This is a genomic window from Microbacterium sp. bgisy203 (genome assembly GCF_965345155.1).
Lineage (GTDB): Bacteria > Actinomycetota > Actinomycetes > Actinomycetales > Microbacteriaceae > Microbacterium.
The window spans coordinates 160,904-175,387 of sequence record NZ_CBDRLZ010000002.1; the positions used below are offsets into that span (position 1 = coordinate 160,904).

Here is a 14,484-nt window from a genome sequence, read left to right on the forward strand (position 1 = left end):
GGGTGGATCAGCCCGCCTGCGTGTTCTCCTCGCCGACGATGCCGACGAGCGCCTGGTCGTACTGCGCCTGGGCATCCTTCGGCGAAGCCTGGCCGGTGAAGACCGACTCGGTGGCCACGGGGATGTTCGACGAGATCTGCGAGTAGTCCGGCGTCGCGGGACGGAAATGCGTGTACTGCACGAGCGAGGAGAAGAACTCGAACGACGGGTTGAAGTCGAGGTACTCCTGGTTCGAGGCGACGTCGGAGCGGACCGCGATCTGGCCGGCCTCCTGGTGGTACATGAGGGCGTTCTCGGGCGTCAGTGCCTGCGCGATGAAGTCGAACGCCGTCTGCGGGTCGGACGCGTTCGCGCCGAGCGCCAGCGTCCAGCCGCCCGACATCGACGTGAATCCGTCACCGCTGCCGTCCTGCGTGGGCATGGCGGCGAGACCCATCGTGTCCTCCCACTCGGGCCACGCGTTGTCGCCCGAGATCCAGTTGCTGGGCAGCCACGAGCCGTCGAGAGCGATCGCGATCTTGCCCTGCGGCAGCAGTTCGTTGCTGACCTTCGAGCCCCAGGCGGCATCGAGCGCGTCGGCCGGGTCGGGGCCGAGGCCCTCGTCGGCGAGCGTCTGATAGAACGACAGTGCGTCGAGGAATCCCGTCGATCCGGTCACCCACTTGTTGCTCGAGGTGTCCATCAACTCATCGCCGGTGCCGTAGAGGAGCATCTCGAAGCCCTGCATCGACGTCGCCTCCCCGAGCGCCTTCGACGCGTAGACGTTGAGCGGGATGACGTCGGGGTTGCTCTGCTTGATCGTGCGCGCCGCCTCGAGGACGTCGTCCCAGCTCTTCGGCGCCCAGTCGGCGGGAAGCCCGGCGGCGGTGAACAGATCCTTGTTGTAGTACAGCCCGCGTGTGTCGGTGCCCAGGGAGACGCCGTACGTCTTGCCGTCGTCGCCGAGGCCGGCCTGTTTGGCGCCGTCGTCGTACAGGTCCCAGCCGTCCCACTTCGCGACGTAGTCGTCGATCGGCTGCAGGTAGCCTGCCGCGGCGTCCGAGCGGATCTGGAAGATGTCTTCGTAGATCACGTCCGGTGCGGTGTCGGGCGACCCGTTCATCAGCGCGAGCTTCGTGAAGTACTGGTCCTGCTCCGCCTCGATCGGGACCAGCTCGATGGTGGTGCCCGAGTTCGCCGCCTCGAACTCCTTCTTCTCCGGTCAATCCGATCGCCAGAGCGGAGATGCCCACCACCCCGAGTGTCGTCATCGATCTCTTCATGCCTAGCTCCTTTGCTGTGACTGTGCGCGGTGCGCCGCACCGACTCTTTTTCTAAAGCAAATGGATTAAAAGGTCAAGATGTTGGCGGGTCACAACGTGACAACGATCGGCGCCGCTCAGCGCGGGTCGATCATGAGGTCGGTGGGACGGGCCGTGAACGCGCTGTCGAGGATCAGGCACGCGGCCCCGAGAGAGGTGACGTCGGTGCCGAGCGCGCTCTCGAACAATGCGATCGGGCGCGTCGTCGTCGACGCGGAGTTCTCCCTCAGCGCTCGCTCGAGCGGCGCCGCGACAGCGGGCGCGATGCGCGCCCACATCGGGCCGCCGATGACCACCGCGTCGGCATCGAGCAGATTGTTGACCAGGACGATCGCGCGCGCGATGGATGCGGCGGTGCGCTCGAACAACGCCGCCGCCGCCGTATCGCCGCGACGTGCGCGCTCGGCGAGCAGACCCAGTCGAAGGCGCAGCTCGGAGGGGGCCGGCAGATCGGCGACCGCGATCCCCTCGCTCTCGGCGACGAGACGCTCGGGTGCGACGGCCACGCCGAGGCATCCGTGTTGTCCGCAGGCGCACCGGGGGCCGTCCGCTTCGACCACGAGGTGCGCGATGTCGCCCGCGTTCCCGGTGCGCCCGTGCACCGGGGTGCCGTCGACCGCGAGTCCCGCTCCGACGCCCGCGCCGTAGTAGAAGTACAGGGCCTCGTTGAGCTGCTGTTCGGCATCCGTCCACAGCTCGCCGACCATCGCCGCGACGACGTCCTTCTCCACCACGACGGCGAGGCCCGTCGCCGCGGCGACGTCGTCGCGCAGCGCGACACCGTGCCAGGCGGGAAGAAGCGGCGGTTCGAGGATCGCGCCGCGCCGCGCGTCGATCGGGCCGGGGACGGCGACGCCGACCCCGAGGATGAGGTCGCGGCGGACCAGGGCGGCATCGAGCAGCGCGTTGATGCGCTCCGCGAGGCCCGCGACCAGTGTCGCGGCGTCGAGGCCCGTCTGCGGGGGATGCTCCCGGTGGGCGACGACCGTCCCGCTGAGGTCGAGGAGCACGATCGTGTCGACGGCGGGGTCGAGGTGGACGCCGACGGCGTATCGCGCCTGAGGGCGCAGCAGCAGCGGGATGCGGGGCTTGCCCTTGCCGGCGATGATCGGCGCGCCCTCGTAGATCAGGCCCTCGGAGACGAGCTTACGTGCGACGTTGCTGAGGGTCTGCGCCGACAGTCCGGTGCGCTCGGCGAGCTCGCTGCGGCTGAGGCCGTCCGGAGATCGGCGAATCAGGTCGAGGACCAGGGTCTGGTTGTATGTGCCGACGGCAGGCAGGTTGGAACCGCGTCTCATGGTGATCCGACCGTACCCCCAACCCGCGCCCGCGCAACGCGAAGGCCCGCCCGGCGTGAGCCGGACGGGCCTTCCTGCGAGACGCGCGAGGCGTCAGTTGTCTCCGCGCAAAATGGCGATGAGGCGGAGCATCTCGACGTAGAGCCAGACGACCGTGACCATGAGGCCGAAGGCGCCGAGCCAGCCGTAGACGCGCGGGGCGCCGTTGCGGGCACCCTGCTGGATGGAGTCGAAGTCCATCACGAGCGAGTACGCCGCGAGCAGCACCACGAAGATGCCGATGATGACGCCGAGCGGGATGCCCGCGACCTTCACCGAGTACATGCCGAACGGGCCGGCGCTGCCGGCGGGGAAGGCGCCCATCCACATCATGATGACGTTGACCAGCGAGAAGACGAGATAGCCGACCATCGCGATCATCCAGATTTTGGTCATGCGCTTCGTGGCGCGCAGCTTGCCGCTCGCGAACAGCGCGAGGGTGACGCCGACGACCGAGAGGGTCGCGAGGGTCGCCTGGACGACGATGCCGGGCCAGATGAAGTCGAAGAACGCCGAGATGCCGCCGACGAAGAGGCCCTCGAAGGCCGCGTAGGCGAAGATCAGGCCGGGGCGGATCTTCTTGCGGGCTGTGAAGGTCACGATCATGGCGAGGACGAAACCGCCGAGCGCGCCGATGATCCACGGGGCCATCGTCGGGACGGGGTAGTCGGCCGTCACGGTCGACATGGTCCAGATCCAGCCGACGACGGCGGTGACGACGAGGATGCCGAAGAGGGCGAGCGTCTTCAGGACGGTGTCTTCGACGGTCATGCGGCCGGTGTCGACCGAGCCGGCGGTCGGGGCGGCGTAGGCGCCCTCGAGCTGCGCCTGCATGGCGGCGTCGACGGTCTGGCCCGAAGCGACGCCGAACTGGGTCTGCGCAGCCGGCGGGGTCAGCCCGGGCCGCTGTTCTTGGAACGCGGGGTTGCTGAAAGCGGGGTTGCTGTTCGAGGCCATTGTGGTCTCTCTCCAATGCGAGGGGTGCCGCGGGCGGGATCCTGCGGATTTCCAGCGTATCGGACGGGCGAAGTCTGCGGCAGGGTGAGCGCTGTGCGTCCGCTGTGAAAAGGTGATGCGACCCGACTCAACTTTGCGGTCGCGGCGGCCGACCTCGCTACCCTGGACGCATGCCGCGTCGTCGTCCGCTCGTGATCGGTCACCGCGGCGCGCCGGGATACCGCCCCGAGCACACCCGCTCCTCGTACGACCTCGCGCTGGCGCTCGGCGTGGATGCCGTCGAGCCCGACGTCGTGTTCACGTCCGACGGCGTCCTCGTCGTGCGCCACGAGAACGAGATCGGGTCGACGACCGACGTCGAAGGCCACCCGGAGTTCGCCGAGCGTCGAACGACCAAGACGATCGACGGCGCGGAGCTCACCGGCTGGTTCACCGAGGACTTCACGTGGGCGGAGCTCCAGACCCTGCGCTGCCGCGAGCGCCTGCCGAAGCTCCGCCCGGCGAGCGCGAGCTTCGACGGCGAGCAGCCGCCGCTCCGGCTCGTGGACGTCCTCGACATCGTGCGCCAGGCATCCCTCGATCAGGGCCGGGAGATCGGCGTCGTCCTCGAGATCAAGCACGCGACCTACTTCTCGCTCCTCGGCTACGACGTCGCGGCGGTGATCGCCGCGACCCTCCGGAGCGCCGGCTGGGCCGACGGGTCGCTGCCGCTGTTCATCGAGGCGTTCGAGTCGACCGTCCTCGCCGATGTGCGCGCCCACGGCATCCGGGGCACATACATCTACCTGCTCGAGGCGGCCGGGAAGCCCTACGACCTCGTCGCCGCGCGCGGTCACACCGCCCCCACGTATCGCGAGCAGGCTGCGCCCGCCGGACTCGACGCCCTCGCCGGGCGGGTCGACGGGATCAGCGTCGACAAGCGGATGATCCTCGACCCCGACCGCCTCGGACGCACCGCGGGGCCGTCGCGCATCGTCGCCGACGCGCACGCGCGGGGCCTACGTGTCTTCACCTGGACGTGCCGCCCCGAGAACAACTTCCTCATCGGACAGTTCCGGCGTGGGCGCGACAAGGCGGCATTCGGCGCCTACGAGGGGGAGTGGCAGGTGATCGCGGATGCCGGGGTCGACGGGGTCTTCGTCGACCACCCCGACCTCGGGCTCGAGTTCTTCCGCTGACGCGCGCTGCGCGCCGCGCGCCCTCGCGCGTTCTCCGGAGATCGCGCGTTCTGCGGACGTTTCGGCGCCGGAATCTCCGAAGAACGCCCGATCTCCGAAGAACCGCGACCCCCGCCGCATAGGGTGAGCACCATGGATTCCCCCGGCATCGTCGCCTCGGGTGTGCGCCGCTCCTTCGGTGCCGTGCACGCCGTCCGCGACGTCACCCTCACCGCCCGCGCCGGCGCCGTCACCGGCCTCGTCGGCCCGAACGGCTCGGGCAAGACGACGCTGCTGCTCATGCTCGCTTCCCTCCTCGCCCCGGATGCCGGAACGATCCGCATCGGCGGCATCGACCCGCTCGAGAACGCCGCCGGGGTCCGCCGCATCATCGGATGGATGCCGGATTCCCTCGGCGCCTGGCCCTCGCTCACCGCCCGCGAGACCCTCGTCATGACCGGGCGGCTTTACGACCTCGATGCCGACGCCGCCGCCCGCGGCGCCGAGCGCCTCATCGACGAGCTGGGGCTCCGTGCCCTCGCCGACACCCCGGCGAAGGTCTTCTCGCGCGGCCAGAAGCAGCGCTTGGGCCTCGCCCGCGCCCTCGTCCACGACCCGCGCGTCCTGCTCCTCGACGAGCCGGCGTCGGGGCTCGACCCGCAAGCGCGGGTAGAACTGCGCATGCTGTTGCGCCGCCTCGCCGCCGAGGGCCGGACGATCCTCCTCTCGAGCCACATCCTCTCCGAACTCGACGAGGTGGTGGACGAGGCCGTCTTCCTCGTCGACGGGGCCACGGTGGGCGCAGACCGGGTCGCCGCGGCGGCGACGCGGCGCCGCACCTGGCGCATCCGCCTCGCCGACCGCGACCCGCGCAGCGCCGTCGTCCCCGTGGCTCAGGTGCTGGGGCTCGACGCCGCGCTCATCCCGATCGACCGCCGCGATCTGCTCGTGTCCTTCGGTTCCGACGCCGACGCCGCCGCGGCCCTCGCGGCGCTGGTGGGGGCCGGGCTTCCGATTGCGGAGTACGCCGCGACGACGGGCATGCTCGAACACACCTTCCTCGATCTCGAAGGGGGTCGCTCGTGAACCTCTCCCGCCTCTGGGCGATCACCCGTCTCGAACTCCTCCAGCGCGTGCGCACGGTGTCGTGGTACGTGCTGCTCGGCGTGTTCGCGTTCCTGCTCGTCGGGGTCACGGCGCTCGCCTTCATCGTCTTCGGCGGGTGGGGTCCGGGCGGGCCGGGGGTCTACTCGATCGTCGTCTGCTTCACGCTGCTTCTCGTGCTGCTCGTCTCGCCGACGCTCAGCGGCAACAGCATCAACGGCGACCGCGATGCGTCGACGCTCGCGGCGCTGCAGGTGAGCCTCGCCACCACCGGCGAGATCCTCTGGGGCAAGTTCCTCGCCGCCTGGATCACGGGACTCGCGTTCGTCGTCGTGGCGACGCCCTTCCTCGTCGTCGCCACGCTCACGGGAGGGGTGAACCCCCTCGTGGTGGTCGTCTCGCTCGCGATCCTCGTGGCGGAGATCGCGGTCGTCTCGGCGATCGGCGTCGCACTGTCCGGCATCCTCGCCCGCCCGCTCTTCTCGGTCGCGGTCACCTACCTCGTCGTCGCGGCACTCACGTTCGGCAGCTCCATCGCGTTCGGTCTCGTCGGTGCGTCGATCACGAGCGAGGGGGTGTCGAAGTCGCGGTCCGTCGCCTACAACTCCGACGGCACGATGACGTGCCGTGACGGGTCCGACGAGTGCTGGGGCGACGCGGAGAACATGGTCTGCGAGGACTGGGAGACGACCACCTATCGCGTGCCGCGGTTCGATCGCGTCTGGTGGATGCTCTCGACCAACCCGTTCGTCATCCTCGCCGACGCCTCGCCGACCACCTTCGACGACCGCGGAAACCCCGACGATCTGTTCGGGTGGATCAAAGCGGGGGTGCGCAGCGCGCAGATCACGCCCCCGCTCGAGATGACGTACGACGACTGCGACCCCGCCGGGTACGGCGGCTACGAACCCGGACCGACCCCCGAAGAGGTCATCGCGCAGACCGTGCCGAGCTGGTTCGTCGGGCTCGCCGTGCAGATCGCGATCGCCGGTCTCCTCCTCTGGTGGGCGTGGGCGCGCACGCGCACACCGGCGCGGACGCTCCCGCCCGGCACGCGCATCGCCTGACGGCAGCAGGATGAGCGCAGGCGGATGCCGGAGATTTTCCGGCATCCGCGCGATGCGCGTGAGGATCCTCTCATGCAAGGGCGTCCGCTCTTCCCGGATCCAGCACGAATGCATAGCCTCCTTTCAGCCGTGCCTGACCCGGGCGTCGGCGTGCCCCCCTGCACGAAAGGTGGTTCCCTGTTGCATCGACGAATCCTGGCGGTGGTCGGCGCGGTCGCGCTCACCCTGCCCGCAACGGCCGCGATCGCGGCCACGCCGGAAGACGATCCGTCGTCGCGTTTCGCGCCCGCGCCCAGTGACGGCGCGATCGATTCGGGCTTCACTCCGGCCGCGATCGGCGCCGACGGACGCGTCACGGTCATCGTCGAGCTCGAGGGCGACCCCGTCGCCGTCGTCGAGGCCCAGACCGACGGCGACCTGAGCGCCGCCCAGCGCGACGAGATCAAGTCGGAGCTCGAGAAGGCCCAGGAGCCCGTCGTCTCCGAGCTCGAGAGCAAGGGCGGCGAGGTGCAGACGCAGATGCAGTCGGCCTACAACGGTGTCCAGGCATCCGTTCCCGCCGACCAGCTCGACGCCGTCGCGAGCCTCCCCGGCGTCGTCGCGATCCACCCGACCCGCACATATTCCATCGACAACGCGGTCTCGGTGCCCTTCCTCGGGGTCCCCCAGGTCTGGCAGAACACCGGCTACGCCGGCCAGAACGTCAAGGTCGCGATCATCGACACGGGCATCGACTACACCCACGCCACCTTCGGCGGCCCGGGCACGACCGAGGCGTTCGAAGCCGCCGCGGCTTCGTCCGACCAGCCGGCCGATCCGGCGCTGTTCGGACCCGACTCGCCGCGCGTGAAGGGCGGGTGGGACTTCGTCGGCGACGACTACAACGCCGACTCGTCGAGCGCCACCTACCAGCCCATCCCGAAGCCCGACAGCAACCCCCTCGACTGCCAGGGCCACGGCTCGCACGTCGCGGGCACGACCGGTGGTTCCGGCGTGCTGCCCGACGGCACCACCTACCCCGGTCCGTACGACGCCTCGACGCCCGACACGCAGTTCCGCATCGGCCCCGGCGTCGCGCCGCAGGTCGACCTGTACGCGCTGCGCGTGTTCGGCTGCGGCGGCTCGACCGACCAGACCGTCCCCGCGATCGACTGGGCCGTGGAGAACGGCATGGACGTCATCAACATGTCGCTCGGCTCGTCGTTCGGCCGCGGTGACGACCCGAGCGCCGTCGCCTCCGCCAACGCGGTGGGCGCGGGCGTCGTCGTCGTCGCGTCGGCCGGCAACTCCGGCGGCAACCCCTACATCACCGGCTCGCCGGGAAGCGGCGACGGCGTGATCTCGGTCTCGGCCGTCGACAGCACCGAGTCGTTCCCGGGTGCGACCGTCACCGTCGGCGGCACCGCCGTCGAGGCGATCAACGCCAACGGCGCCGACCTCTCGTCGGTCGGCGAGCTCTCGGTCGTCCGCCTCACCGGCGCGAACGCGCTGGGCTGCTCGACCGAGGCGTTCACGGCCGCGGGCATCGTCCCGGGCGGCAACCAGCTCGCCGTCGTCTCGCGCGGCACGTGCGCCCGCGTGGCGAAGGCCGTCTTCGGTGAGAAGGCGGGCGCTGCGGCAGTGCTCATGGTGAACTCCACCGACGACCTGCCCCCGTACGAGGGCCAGATCACCGAGAACCCCGACACCGGCGAGCAGTTCGTCGGCACGATCCCGTTCCTCGGGGTGCGTTCGTCGTCGGGTCCGGCGTTCACGACCGGTGCGACCGCCACGATCGCGGGCGGCACCATCGTCAACCCGTCGTTCCGCGGCTACGCGTCGTTCACCTCGAAGGGTCCCCGTTCGGGTGACAGCGCGATCAGCCCCGACGTGGCCGCCCCCGGCGTGTCCATCTCGTCGGCCGCGGTCGGTACGGGCGCGGGTGCCGCGATCCTCTCGGGCACCTCGATGGCCGCCCCGCACGTCGCGGGTGTCGCGGCGCTCTCGGTCCAGGCGCACCCCGCCTGGAACGCGGCGCAGGTGTCGGCATCCATCGTCTCCACGGCAGACCCGGAGAACGTCGCCGGGCAGAACCTCGTCCGCGGGGGCGTCGGCCTCGTCGACACCGCGCAGGCGGTCGCGACGACGGTCACGGCGACCGGGGACGCGTTCCGCATCGAGAGCGGCTGGGCGCGCGAGTCGGCGCTGAGCTTCGGCTTCCAGGAGTCGCCGCTCGGGTTCGGCGGGATCAAGACGGTCACGCTCCGCAACGACGGCACGAGCGCGGTGACCTACAAGGTCTCGACCGCCGCGACCGCCGAGTCGCTGCCCGCACGCGTCGGCCTCTCGTCGAAGTCGATCACGGTGCGCCCGGGCGGTACGGCCAAGCTGCTGCTGACCGTCACCGCAGCGGCGAAGGATGTGCCGAGCTCGCTCGGCGACGACCAGTTCGCGTTCCACGAGATCTCGGGCGACATCGTCCTGACCTCGCCGGACTCGACGCTGCGCGTGCCGTACCTGCTGGTGCCCCGCTCGAACAGCACCGTGTCGACCTCGACGTCGACGCTGTTCACGAAGAAGCAGCAGGTCGCCGACGCGACGAAGAAGATCTCGTTGTGGAACGTGTTCGGTGCGCTGCCCGCCGCCGCGGACGTCTACACGTGGGGCCTTTCGGACGACAAGGACGCCACGAAGGAGCTCCCCGACACGGGCTACGACGTGCGCGCCGCGGGCGTGCAGTCGTTCCCGGCCGGCGGCGACACCCTCATGGTGTTCGCGGTCAACACGCACAAGCGCTGGTCGAACGCAGCGGCCAACGAGTACGACATCATCCTCGACACCGACGGTGACGGCGAAGCCGATTGGGTCGTCCTGTCGGCCGACTCCGGCGGCGTGCGCTCGGGCAGCGTCGACGGCACCTCCGAGGTGTTCCTCTCGAACGTCAAGACGGGTGCGCTCTACGCGAGCGGATTCCTCGCGCAGGCGCCGACCGACTCGAGCACGATCCTGCTGCCCGTGTACGCGAGCGACCTCGGCATCGCCGGATCGTTCAACTACACGGTGCAGACCTTCGGGTCGAGCGGCGGATCGGATGCCGTCGACGGCTGGGCCACCTACGACCCGACCGCCCCGGCGATCGGCAACGGCCAGTACGTCGAGGTCCCCAAGCGCGGCAGCGCGTCGGTCGAGGTGCCCGTCAACGCGGCGCAGGTCGCGGCGCAGAAGCCCCTCGGCTCGATGGTCGTCGTCTACGACAACCCGTCGGGTGCCGGTGAGGCGTTGCTGGTCAAGCTGAAGTAAGACCGACGACGGAGGGGCGGGTGCGCGCGAGCGTCCCGCCCCTTCGCCGTTCCCCCGCCGATCGTCGACCGAGCGGAGCGCGTCGAAACGTGGTGAAGTTCGGCGAGGCGGTCAGCGCTCGCAGAGGACGAGCGCGTCGCCGGAGCCGAAACGGTAGTCGTAGGTCTTGTCGCCCGCGGTCACGATGACGCGCATGCCGTCGACCTGCGCCTGCGTGTACGACTGGCCGGGGCTCGCGCAGCCGAGGGATCCGTCGGCGAAGGTGACCGCCTCGGCCGAGACCAGCTGCGGGGCATCGGTCACCCCGCGGGACTCGAGGTCGGCGACGAGGGCATCCCACCTTGCCGCGGGGACCTCGACGGCGGCGCCCGTGGGCCCGACCGGGCCGGGTGTCGTCGTCTGGAAGGGCGGGCGCGACGACGACCCCGTGGGGGCCGCGGCGCCGCCGTTCGTCTCTCCCGAGGAGCAGGCCGAGAGCGTCAGGGCGAGCGCCGCGCCGGCGATCACGAAGGCGAACGGCGTACGGACGGCGTGGGCGCTCATGGCTCCTCCTCGACGGGCTCGGTTGCCGCCAGGGTAGGCCGAGATCCTGCGAAAGCGCGGGGAGTCAGTCCCAGTCGAGGTAGTCCTCGATGAACCACGACGTCTCACCCGGGTGGGTCGCGGGGAAGAGGTGACCGGCGCCGTCGACGGTGCGGACGCTCGCGATCGTCGGGGCGGATGCCAGGAGGCGTGCGCTCTCGGCGATGGCCGCGTCGTCGTCGTCGGTGCCGTGGATGATGAGCACCGGGATGTCGTCTGCGAGCGCGATGTCGGCCGGCTCGGGCGCCAGCAGCAGCACGCCGTCGACACGGTCGTGGTTCGCGCCGGGAAGGGCCCGGGCGACCGTGGCGCCGAAGCCGTGGCCGCCGATCCAGGCGTGGTCGAGGCCCACGGCATCCATCACGTCCACGACCGTGCGGGCGAGGTCGCCGGCGTCGGCCGCGGCATCGAGCGGGGCGAGGCGCACGACGCGGAAGTCCTCTTCGACGAGGATCGAGGCGAGCGTGCCGAGCGATCCGATGTCCTCGCCGGTCTCGGGGATGAGCACCAGCGCCGGGCCCTCGCCTTCGTCGATGTAGCCGATGGCGCGCCCGTCGGGCTCGAAGGTCTGGATGGCGGGGGTGGTCATGGCGTCCAGTCTCCCAAAGCGCGCCGGGGCCGGGCAAACCCAGAAACGGCCGATCGACGGACGTTGGCGAGTGTCACGGCTCCCGGCGGTCGTCGCGCGGCGGAAGGGTGAGCGGGTCGCCCGGGTTCGGGTCACCGAGCTGAGAGGTGGTGCCCGTCTCGTGCGGCGGCGGCGTGGCGGGGCGGCGTCCGAGCTGCAGGTCGGAGTACTCGTCGGATGCCGCGAGATCGGCATCCTGCGGGGGACGGGTGTGCGAGGAGCTGCGACGGCGAAGCGCGATCAGCGCCACGCCCATGACGACGACGAACGTCACCGGCCACACGAGCCACCCGGGCAGGATGTCGCCCAGGAACGACGCCACGACCCACCCGGCGCCGGCCGCGACGAGGTACACGAGCGCCACCCGTCCGCCGCGCCGCAGTCCGTCCATGCACTCAGGCTAACCCGCGTGCGCGGAATCGGAGATGCGTCACGGATTCGGAGGCCCGGGCGGCAGGCATCCGAATCCGGCGCGCATCTCCGAATCTGCGACGGCCGCGGCGGGAGCCTGGCACAGGTCCCGGCGGCCAGGGTCGCGTCAGGACGCGGTGGCCGCGGTGGCCGCCTCGCGAGGGAGCACTTCGCGCAACAGGTCGTCGATCGTGACGACCCCGACGAGGCGGTCGCCGTCGACGACGACGGCCAGCTGCACCCGGGCGCGCCGGATGCGGGCGAGCGCCTCGTACGCCGGCAGGTCGAGCGTGACGCGCACCGGCACGCGCGCCGCCGCGCGGGCGGGCGCGTCGGCGTCGAGCGTGAGCGTGTCGCGCACGTGCACGACGGCGCAGTCGGCGCCGCTGCCGAGCAGGATCCGCAGGTGGCCCGAGGATGCCGCGACCGCCTGCACCTCGCCGACGGACGCGCCCTCGGGCACCGACGTCGGCGTGCGATCCGTCTGCACGATGTCGCCGACCGTGCGGGTTCCGAGCGAGATCGCCTGGGCGATGGGTGCGGAGTACTGCTCCTCGAGCGTCCCGGCAGCCCGCGAGTGCGCGACGAGCTGGCGGATCGTGTCGATGTCCTGGCCGCCGGCCGCGGCCTTGTCGACGGGCTCGACGCCCGACGCCTTGACGAGGCGGTTGGCGATGCGGTTGATCCACAGCAGGAACGGGCGCAGCGGCCACGTGAGCGCCCGTGCCGTGATGCTCGTCGCCTTCGCAGCCGTCTCGGGGTGGGCGATCGCCCACGACTTCGGGGCCATCTCCCCGATGACGAGGTGGAGGAAGGTCACGACGATCAGCGCGAACGCGAACGCGAGGATGTCGGCGAGCACGTAGGGGAGCCCCCACTGCTCGAGGACGGGGGAGAGCGCGTAGTCGATCGCGGGCTTCGTGATCGCGCCGAGGAGGAACGTGCACGCCGTGATCCCGAGCTGGGCGAAGGCGAGCATCACGGTCAGCTCGTTGACGCCGCGCAGCGCGGATCGGGCCGAGGCGCTGCGATCGGCCTCCGCCTCCAGGCGGTGGCGGCGCGCGGCGAGGAGAGAGAACTCCACGATCACGAAGAACGCACTCGCGACGATCAGGCCCACGGTGGCGAGGGTGACGGCCCACCAGCTCATCGCGCCGTCTCCTCTCGTCCGCCGAGCGCGGCGTCGGAATCGGCGCTCGCGGTGTCGGGGTCGCCCGGCTCGTCGGCATCCGTGTCGTGCTCGCGCAGTCGCACCTCGAGCTGCGCCGGCACGTGACGCTCGACGGCGGTCACCGTGACCACGAGCCAACGGTCGATGTGGATGCCCTGCACCGTCTCCGACGGCTTCGCGGGCAGGTCGATGCGCACCTCGCTGCCGGCGGGTGCGAGGTCGCCGTACGTGCTGATGACGAGCCCCGCGATCGTCTCGGAGTCTTCACGATCGTCGTCGGCGAGGTCGTGCCCGACGAGGCGTTCGACCTCATCGAGGTGCAGGTCTCCGGGCACGCGCCAGCGATCGGCGCCGAGGGCCACCGTCTCGACGACGTCGAGGTCGTGTTCGTCGGAGAGTTCGCCGATGACCTCCTCGGTCATGTCCTCGACCGTCAGGATGCCGTCGAAGTTCCCGTACTCGTCGACGACGCAGGCGAGCTCGTTGCGGGTCTGGCGCATGCGTTCGAGGGCGACCGGCAGGAGCATCGTGGTGGGGATGACGACGGCATCCCGCATGACGGTCGTGACGGATGCCTCGTCGGCATGCGCGCCGCGGAGGAGGTCGATGAGCTCGACGACGCCGACCGGCTCGTCCTCGTCGCCGATCACGGGATAACGGGTGTGACCGGTCGCCATCATCGCGCGGACCTCGGCGATCGTGGTGTCGGGGGTGATCGAGTCGATGCGCGAGCGCGGGACCATCGCGTGCTCGACGTCGCGCTGCGGGAAGTCCAGGATGCGGTCGATGACCATCGAGAGTTCGCCCGGGAGATCTCCGCTCGCGCGGGACTCCTCGACGATCGCCTCGAGATCCTGCGCCGTGGCGCTCTCGTCGACGTCTTCGAGCGGTTCGATGCGCAGGAGCCGCAGCAGAGCGTTCGCGGCGACGTCGAAGACCGAGATCAGCCAGCCGAAGAGCATGAGGTAGATGCGCGTCGGCACCGCCAGGGCCCGTGCGAGCGGCTCCGGGTTGGCGAGGGCGAGGTTCTTCGGGTACAGCTCGCCGAAGATCATCGTGACCACGGTGGCCAGCAGAAGCGCCCCGATCGTGCCGATGAGGATCGACACGCCCGGCGCGATGCCGACGCCGCCGAGCAGCGTGCCGATCGAGGCGCCGATGAGGGGCTCGGCGACGTATCCGATGAGAAGGCCGGTCACGGTGATCCCGAGCTGCGCGCCCGACAGCAGGAACGACGTGCGCTGTGTGATCGCGAGGACGCGCTTCGCCTGCGCGTCGCCCTTCTCGGCGAGTGCGGCCAGGCGGGAGCGGTCGACCGAGATGTACGCGAACTCCTGCGCGACGAAGAAGCCGCAGGCCGCGATGATCGCGAGCGTCACGAGGATGCCGACGAGCAGCGTCAGCGTCGCTTCGAGCATTCGATATCACCCCCTCGGTTGCCGTGTTCGCGGCGGTAGAGGGGGTTGGAAGATCGACCCTCCTGGTCAGGG

The 14,484-nt window shown here is 70.6% G+C and carries 12 protein-coding genes; 4 read left to right on the top strand and 8 right to left on the bottom strand.

The genetic code is table 11. From position 1 onward, the window contains the following. Positions 1–7 precede the first annotated feature (7 nt). The 3 genes from ACRVYW_RS04145 to ACRVYW_RS04155 form a co-directional block, all read right to left on the bottom strand. Positions 8–1,159, bottom strand: coding sequence for an extracellular solute-binding protein (locus ACRVYW_RS04145; protein ID WP_431802596.1), 1,152 nt, complete (start codon positions 1,157–1,159; stop codon positions 8–10). Between the two features lie 219 nt (positions 1,160–1,378). Next, positions 1,379–2,599: an ROK family transcriptional regulator gene (locus tag ACRVYW_RS04150; protein WP_431801988.1), complete on the bottom strand. Its 1,221-nt coding sequence runs from the start codon at positions 2,597–2,599 to the stop codon at positions 1,379–1,381. A gap of 93 nt (positions 2,600–2,692) precedes the next feature. Then, positions 2,693–3,595 (bottom strand): Bax inhibitor-1/YccA family protein, encoded by a 903-nt coding sequence (locus tag ACRVYW_RS04155; protein ID WP_431801989.1) that lies wholly within the window; start codon positions 3,593–3,595, stop codon positions 2,693–2,695. Positions 3,596–3,765: 170 nt separating this feature from the next. On the opposite strand from ACRVYW_RS04155, the gene ACRVYW_RS04160 reads away from it, so the two are divergent. The 4 genes from ACRVYW_RS04160 (at position 3,766) to ACRVYW_RS04175 (ending at position 10,202) form a co-directional block, all read left to right on the top strand. Next, positions 3,766–4,773, top strand: coding sequence for a glycerophosphodiester phosphodiesterase family protein (locus ACRVYW_RS04160; protein WP_431801990.1), 1,008 nt, complete (start codon positions 3,766–3,768; stop codon positions 4,771–4,773). Between the two features lie 132 nt (positions 4,774–4,905). Continuing rightward, on the top strand, positions 4,906–5,838 hold the full coding sequence (locus ACRVYW_RS04165) for an ABC transporter ATP-binding protein (protein ID WP_431801991.1): 933 nt from the start codon (positions 4,906–4,908) through the stop codon (positions 5,836–5,838). Then, entirely contained in the window at positions 5,835–6,923 is a 1,089-nt protein-coding gene (locus ACRVYW_RS04170; protein ID WP_431801993.1) for an ABC transporter permease, read from the top strand. Before ACRVYW_RS04165 ends, ACRVYW_RS04170 begins: the two co-directional genes overlap by 4 nt. A gap of 180 nt (positions 6,924–7,103) precedes the next feature. Next, on the top strand, positions 7,104–10,202 hold the full coding sequence (locus ACRVYW_RS04175; RefSeq protein WP_431801994.1) for a S8 family serine peptidase: 3,099 nt from the start codon (positions 7,104–7,106) through the stop codon (positions 10,200–10,202). Between the two features lie 111 nt (positions 10,203–10,313). Here the strand turns inward: ACRVYW_RS04175 and ACRVYW_RS04180 are convergent, their stop codons facing one another. From ACRVYW_RS04180 to ACRVYW_RS04200, 5 genes are all read right to left on the bottom strand, one after another. Continuing rightward, on the bottom strand, positions 10,314–10,745 hold the full coding sequence (locus ACRVYW_RS04180) for a hypothetical protein (protein WP_431801996.1): 432 nt from the start codon (positions 10,743–10,745) through the stop codon (positions 10,314–10,316). A gap of 64 nt (positions 10,746–10,809) precedes the next feature. After that, complete coding sequence (locus tag ACRVYW_RS04185) at positions 10,810–11,373, bottom strand: alpha/beta fold hydrolase (protein ID WP_431801998.1); 564 nt, start codon at positions 11,371–11,373, stop codon at positions 10,810–10,812. A gap of 73 nt (positions 11,374–11,446) precedes the next feature. After that, complete coding sequence (locus ACRVYW_RS04190; protein WP_431802000.1) at positions 11,447–11,803, bottom strand: hypothetical protein; 357 nt, start codon at positions 11,801–11,803, stop codon at positions 11,447–11,449. 147 nt (positions 11,804–11,950) lie between these two features. After that, positions 11,951–12,973 carry a CNNM domain-containing protein gene (locus tag ACRVYW_RS04195; protein ID WP_431802002.1) on the bottom strand — a complete coding sequence of 341 codons (1,023 nt, stop codon included), beginning with the start codon at positions 12,971–12,973 and terminating at the stop codon, positions 11,951–11,953. Beyond that, the gene (locus ACRVYW_RS04200; protein WP_431802004.1) at positions 12,970–14,412 is read right to left on the bottom strand and encodes a hemolysin family protein; all 1,443 of its coding nucleotides are present in this window, start codon (positions 14,410–14,412) and stop codon (positions 12,970–12,972) included. Before ACRVYW_RS04200 ends, ACRVYW_RS04195 begins: the two co-directional genes overlap by 4 nt. Between the last annotated feature and the right edge of the window lie 72 nt (positions 14,413–14,484).

Coding starts and splice junctions, on each gene's coding strand:
- ACRVYW_RS04150 (WP_431801988.1), bottom strand. CDS start 2,599: ATGAGACGCGGTTCCAACCTGCCTGCCGTCGGCACATACAACCAGACC.
- ACRVYW_RS04185 (WP_431801998.1), bottom strand. CDS start 11,373: ATGACCACCCCCGCCATCCAGACCTTCGAGCCCGACGGGCGCGCCATC.
- ACRVYW_RS04165 (WP_431801991.1), top strand. CDS start 4,906: ATGGATTCCCCCGGCATCGTCGCCTCGGGTGTGCGCCGCTCCTTCGGT.
- ACRVYW_RS04160 (WP_431801990.1), top strand. CDS start 3,766: ATGCCGCGTCGTCGTCCGCTCGTGATCGGTCACCGCGGCGCGCCGGGA.
- ACRVYW_RS04180 (WP_431801996.1), bottom strand. CDS start 10,745: ATGAGCGCCCACGCCGTCCGTACGCCGTTCGCCTTCGTGATCGCCGGC.
- ACRVYW_RS04190 (WP_431802000.1), bottom strand. CDS start 11,803: ATGGACGGACTGCGGCGCGGCGGACGGGTGGCGCTCGTGTACCTCGTC.
- ACRVYW_RS04155 (WP_431801989.1), bottom strand. CDS start 3,595: ATGGCCTCGAACAGCAACCCCGCTTTCAGCAACCCCGCGTTCCAAGAA.
- ACRVYW_RS04195 (WP_431802002.1), bottom strand. CDS start 12,973: ATGAGCTGGTGGGCCGTCACCCTCGCCACCGTGGGCCTGATCGTCGCG.
- ACRVYW_RS04200 (WP_431802004.1), bottom strand. CDS start 14,412: ATGCTCGAAGCGACGCTGACGCTGCTCGTCGGCATCCTCGTGACGCTC.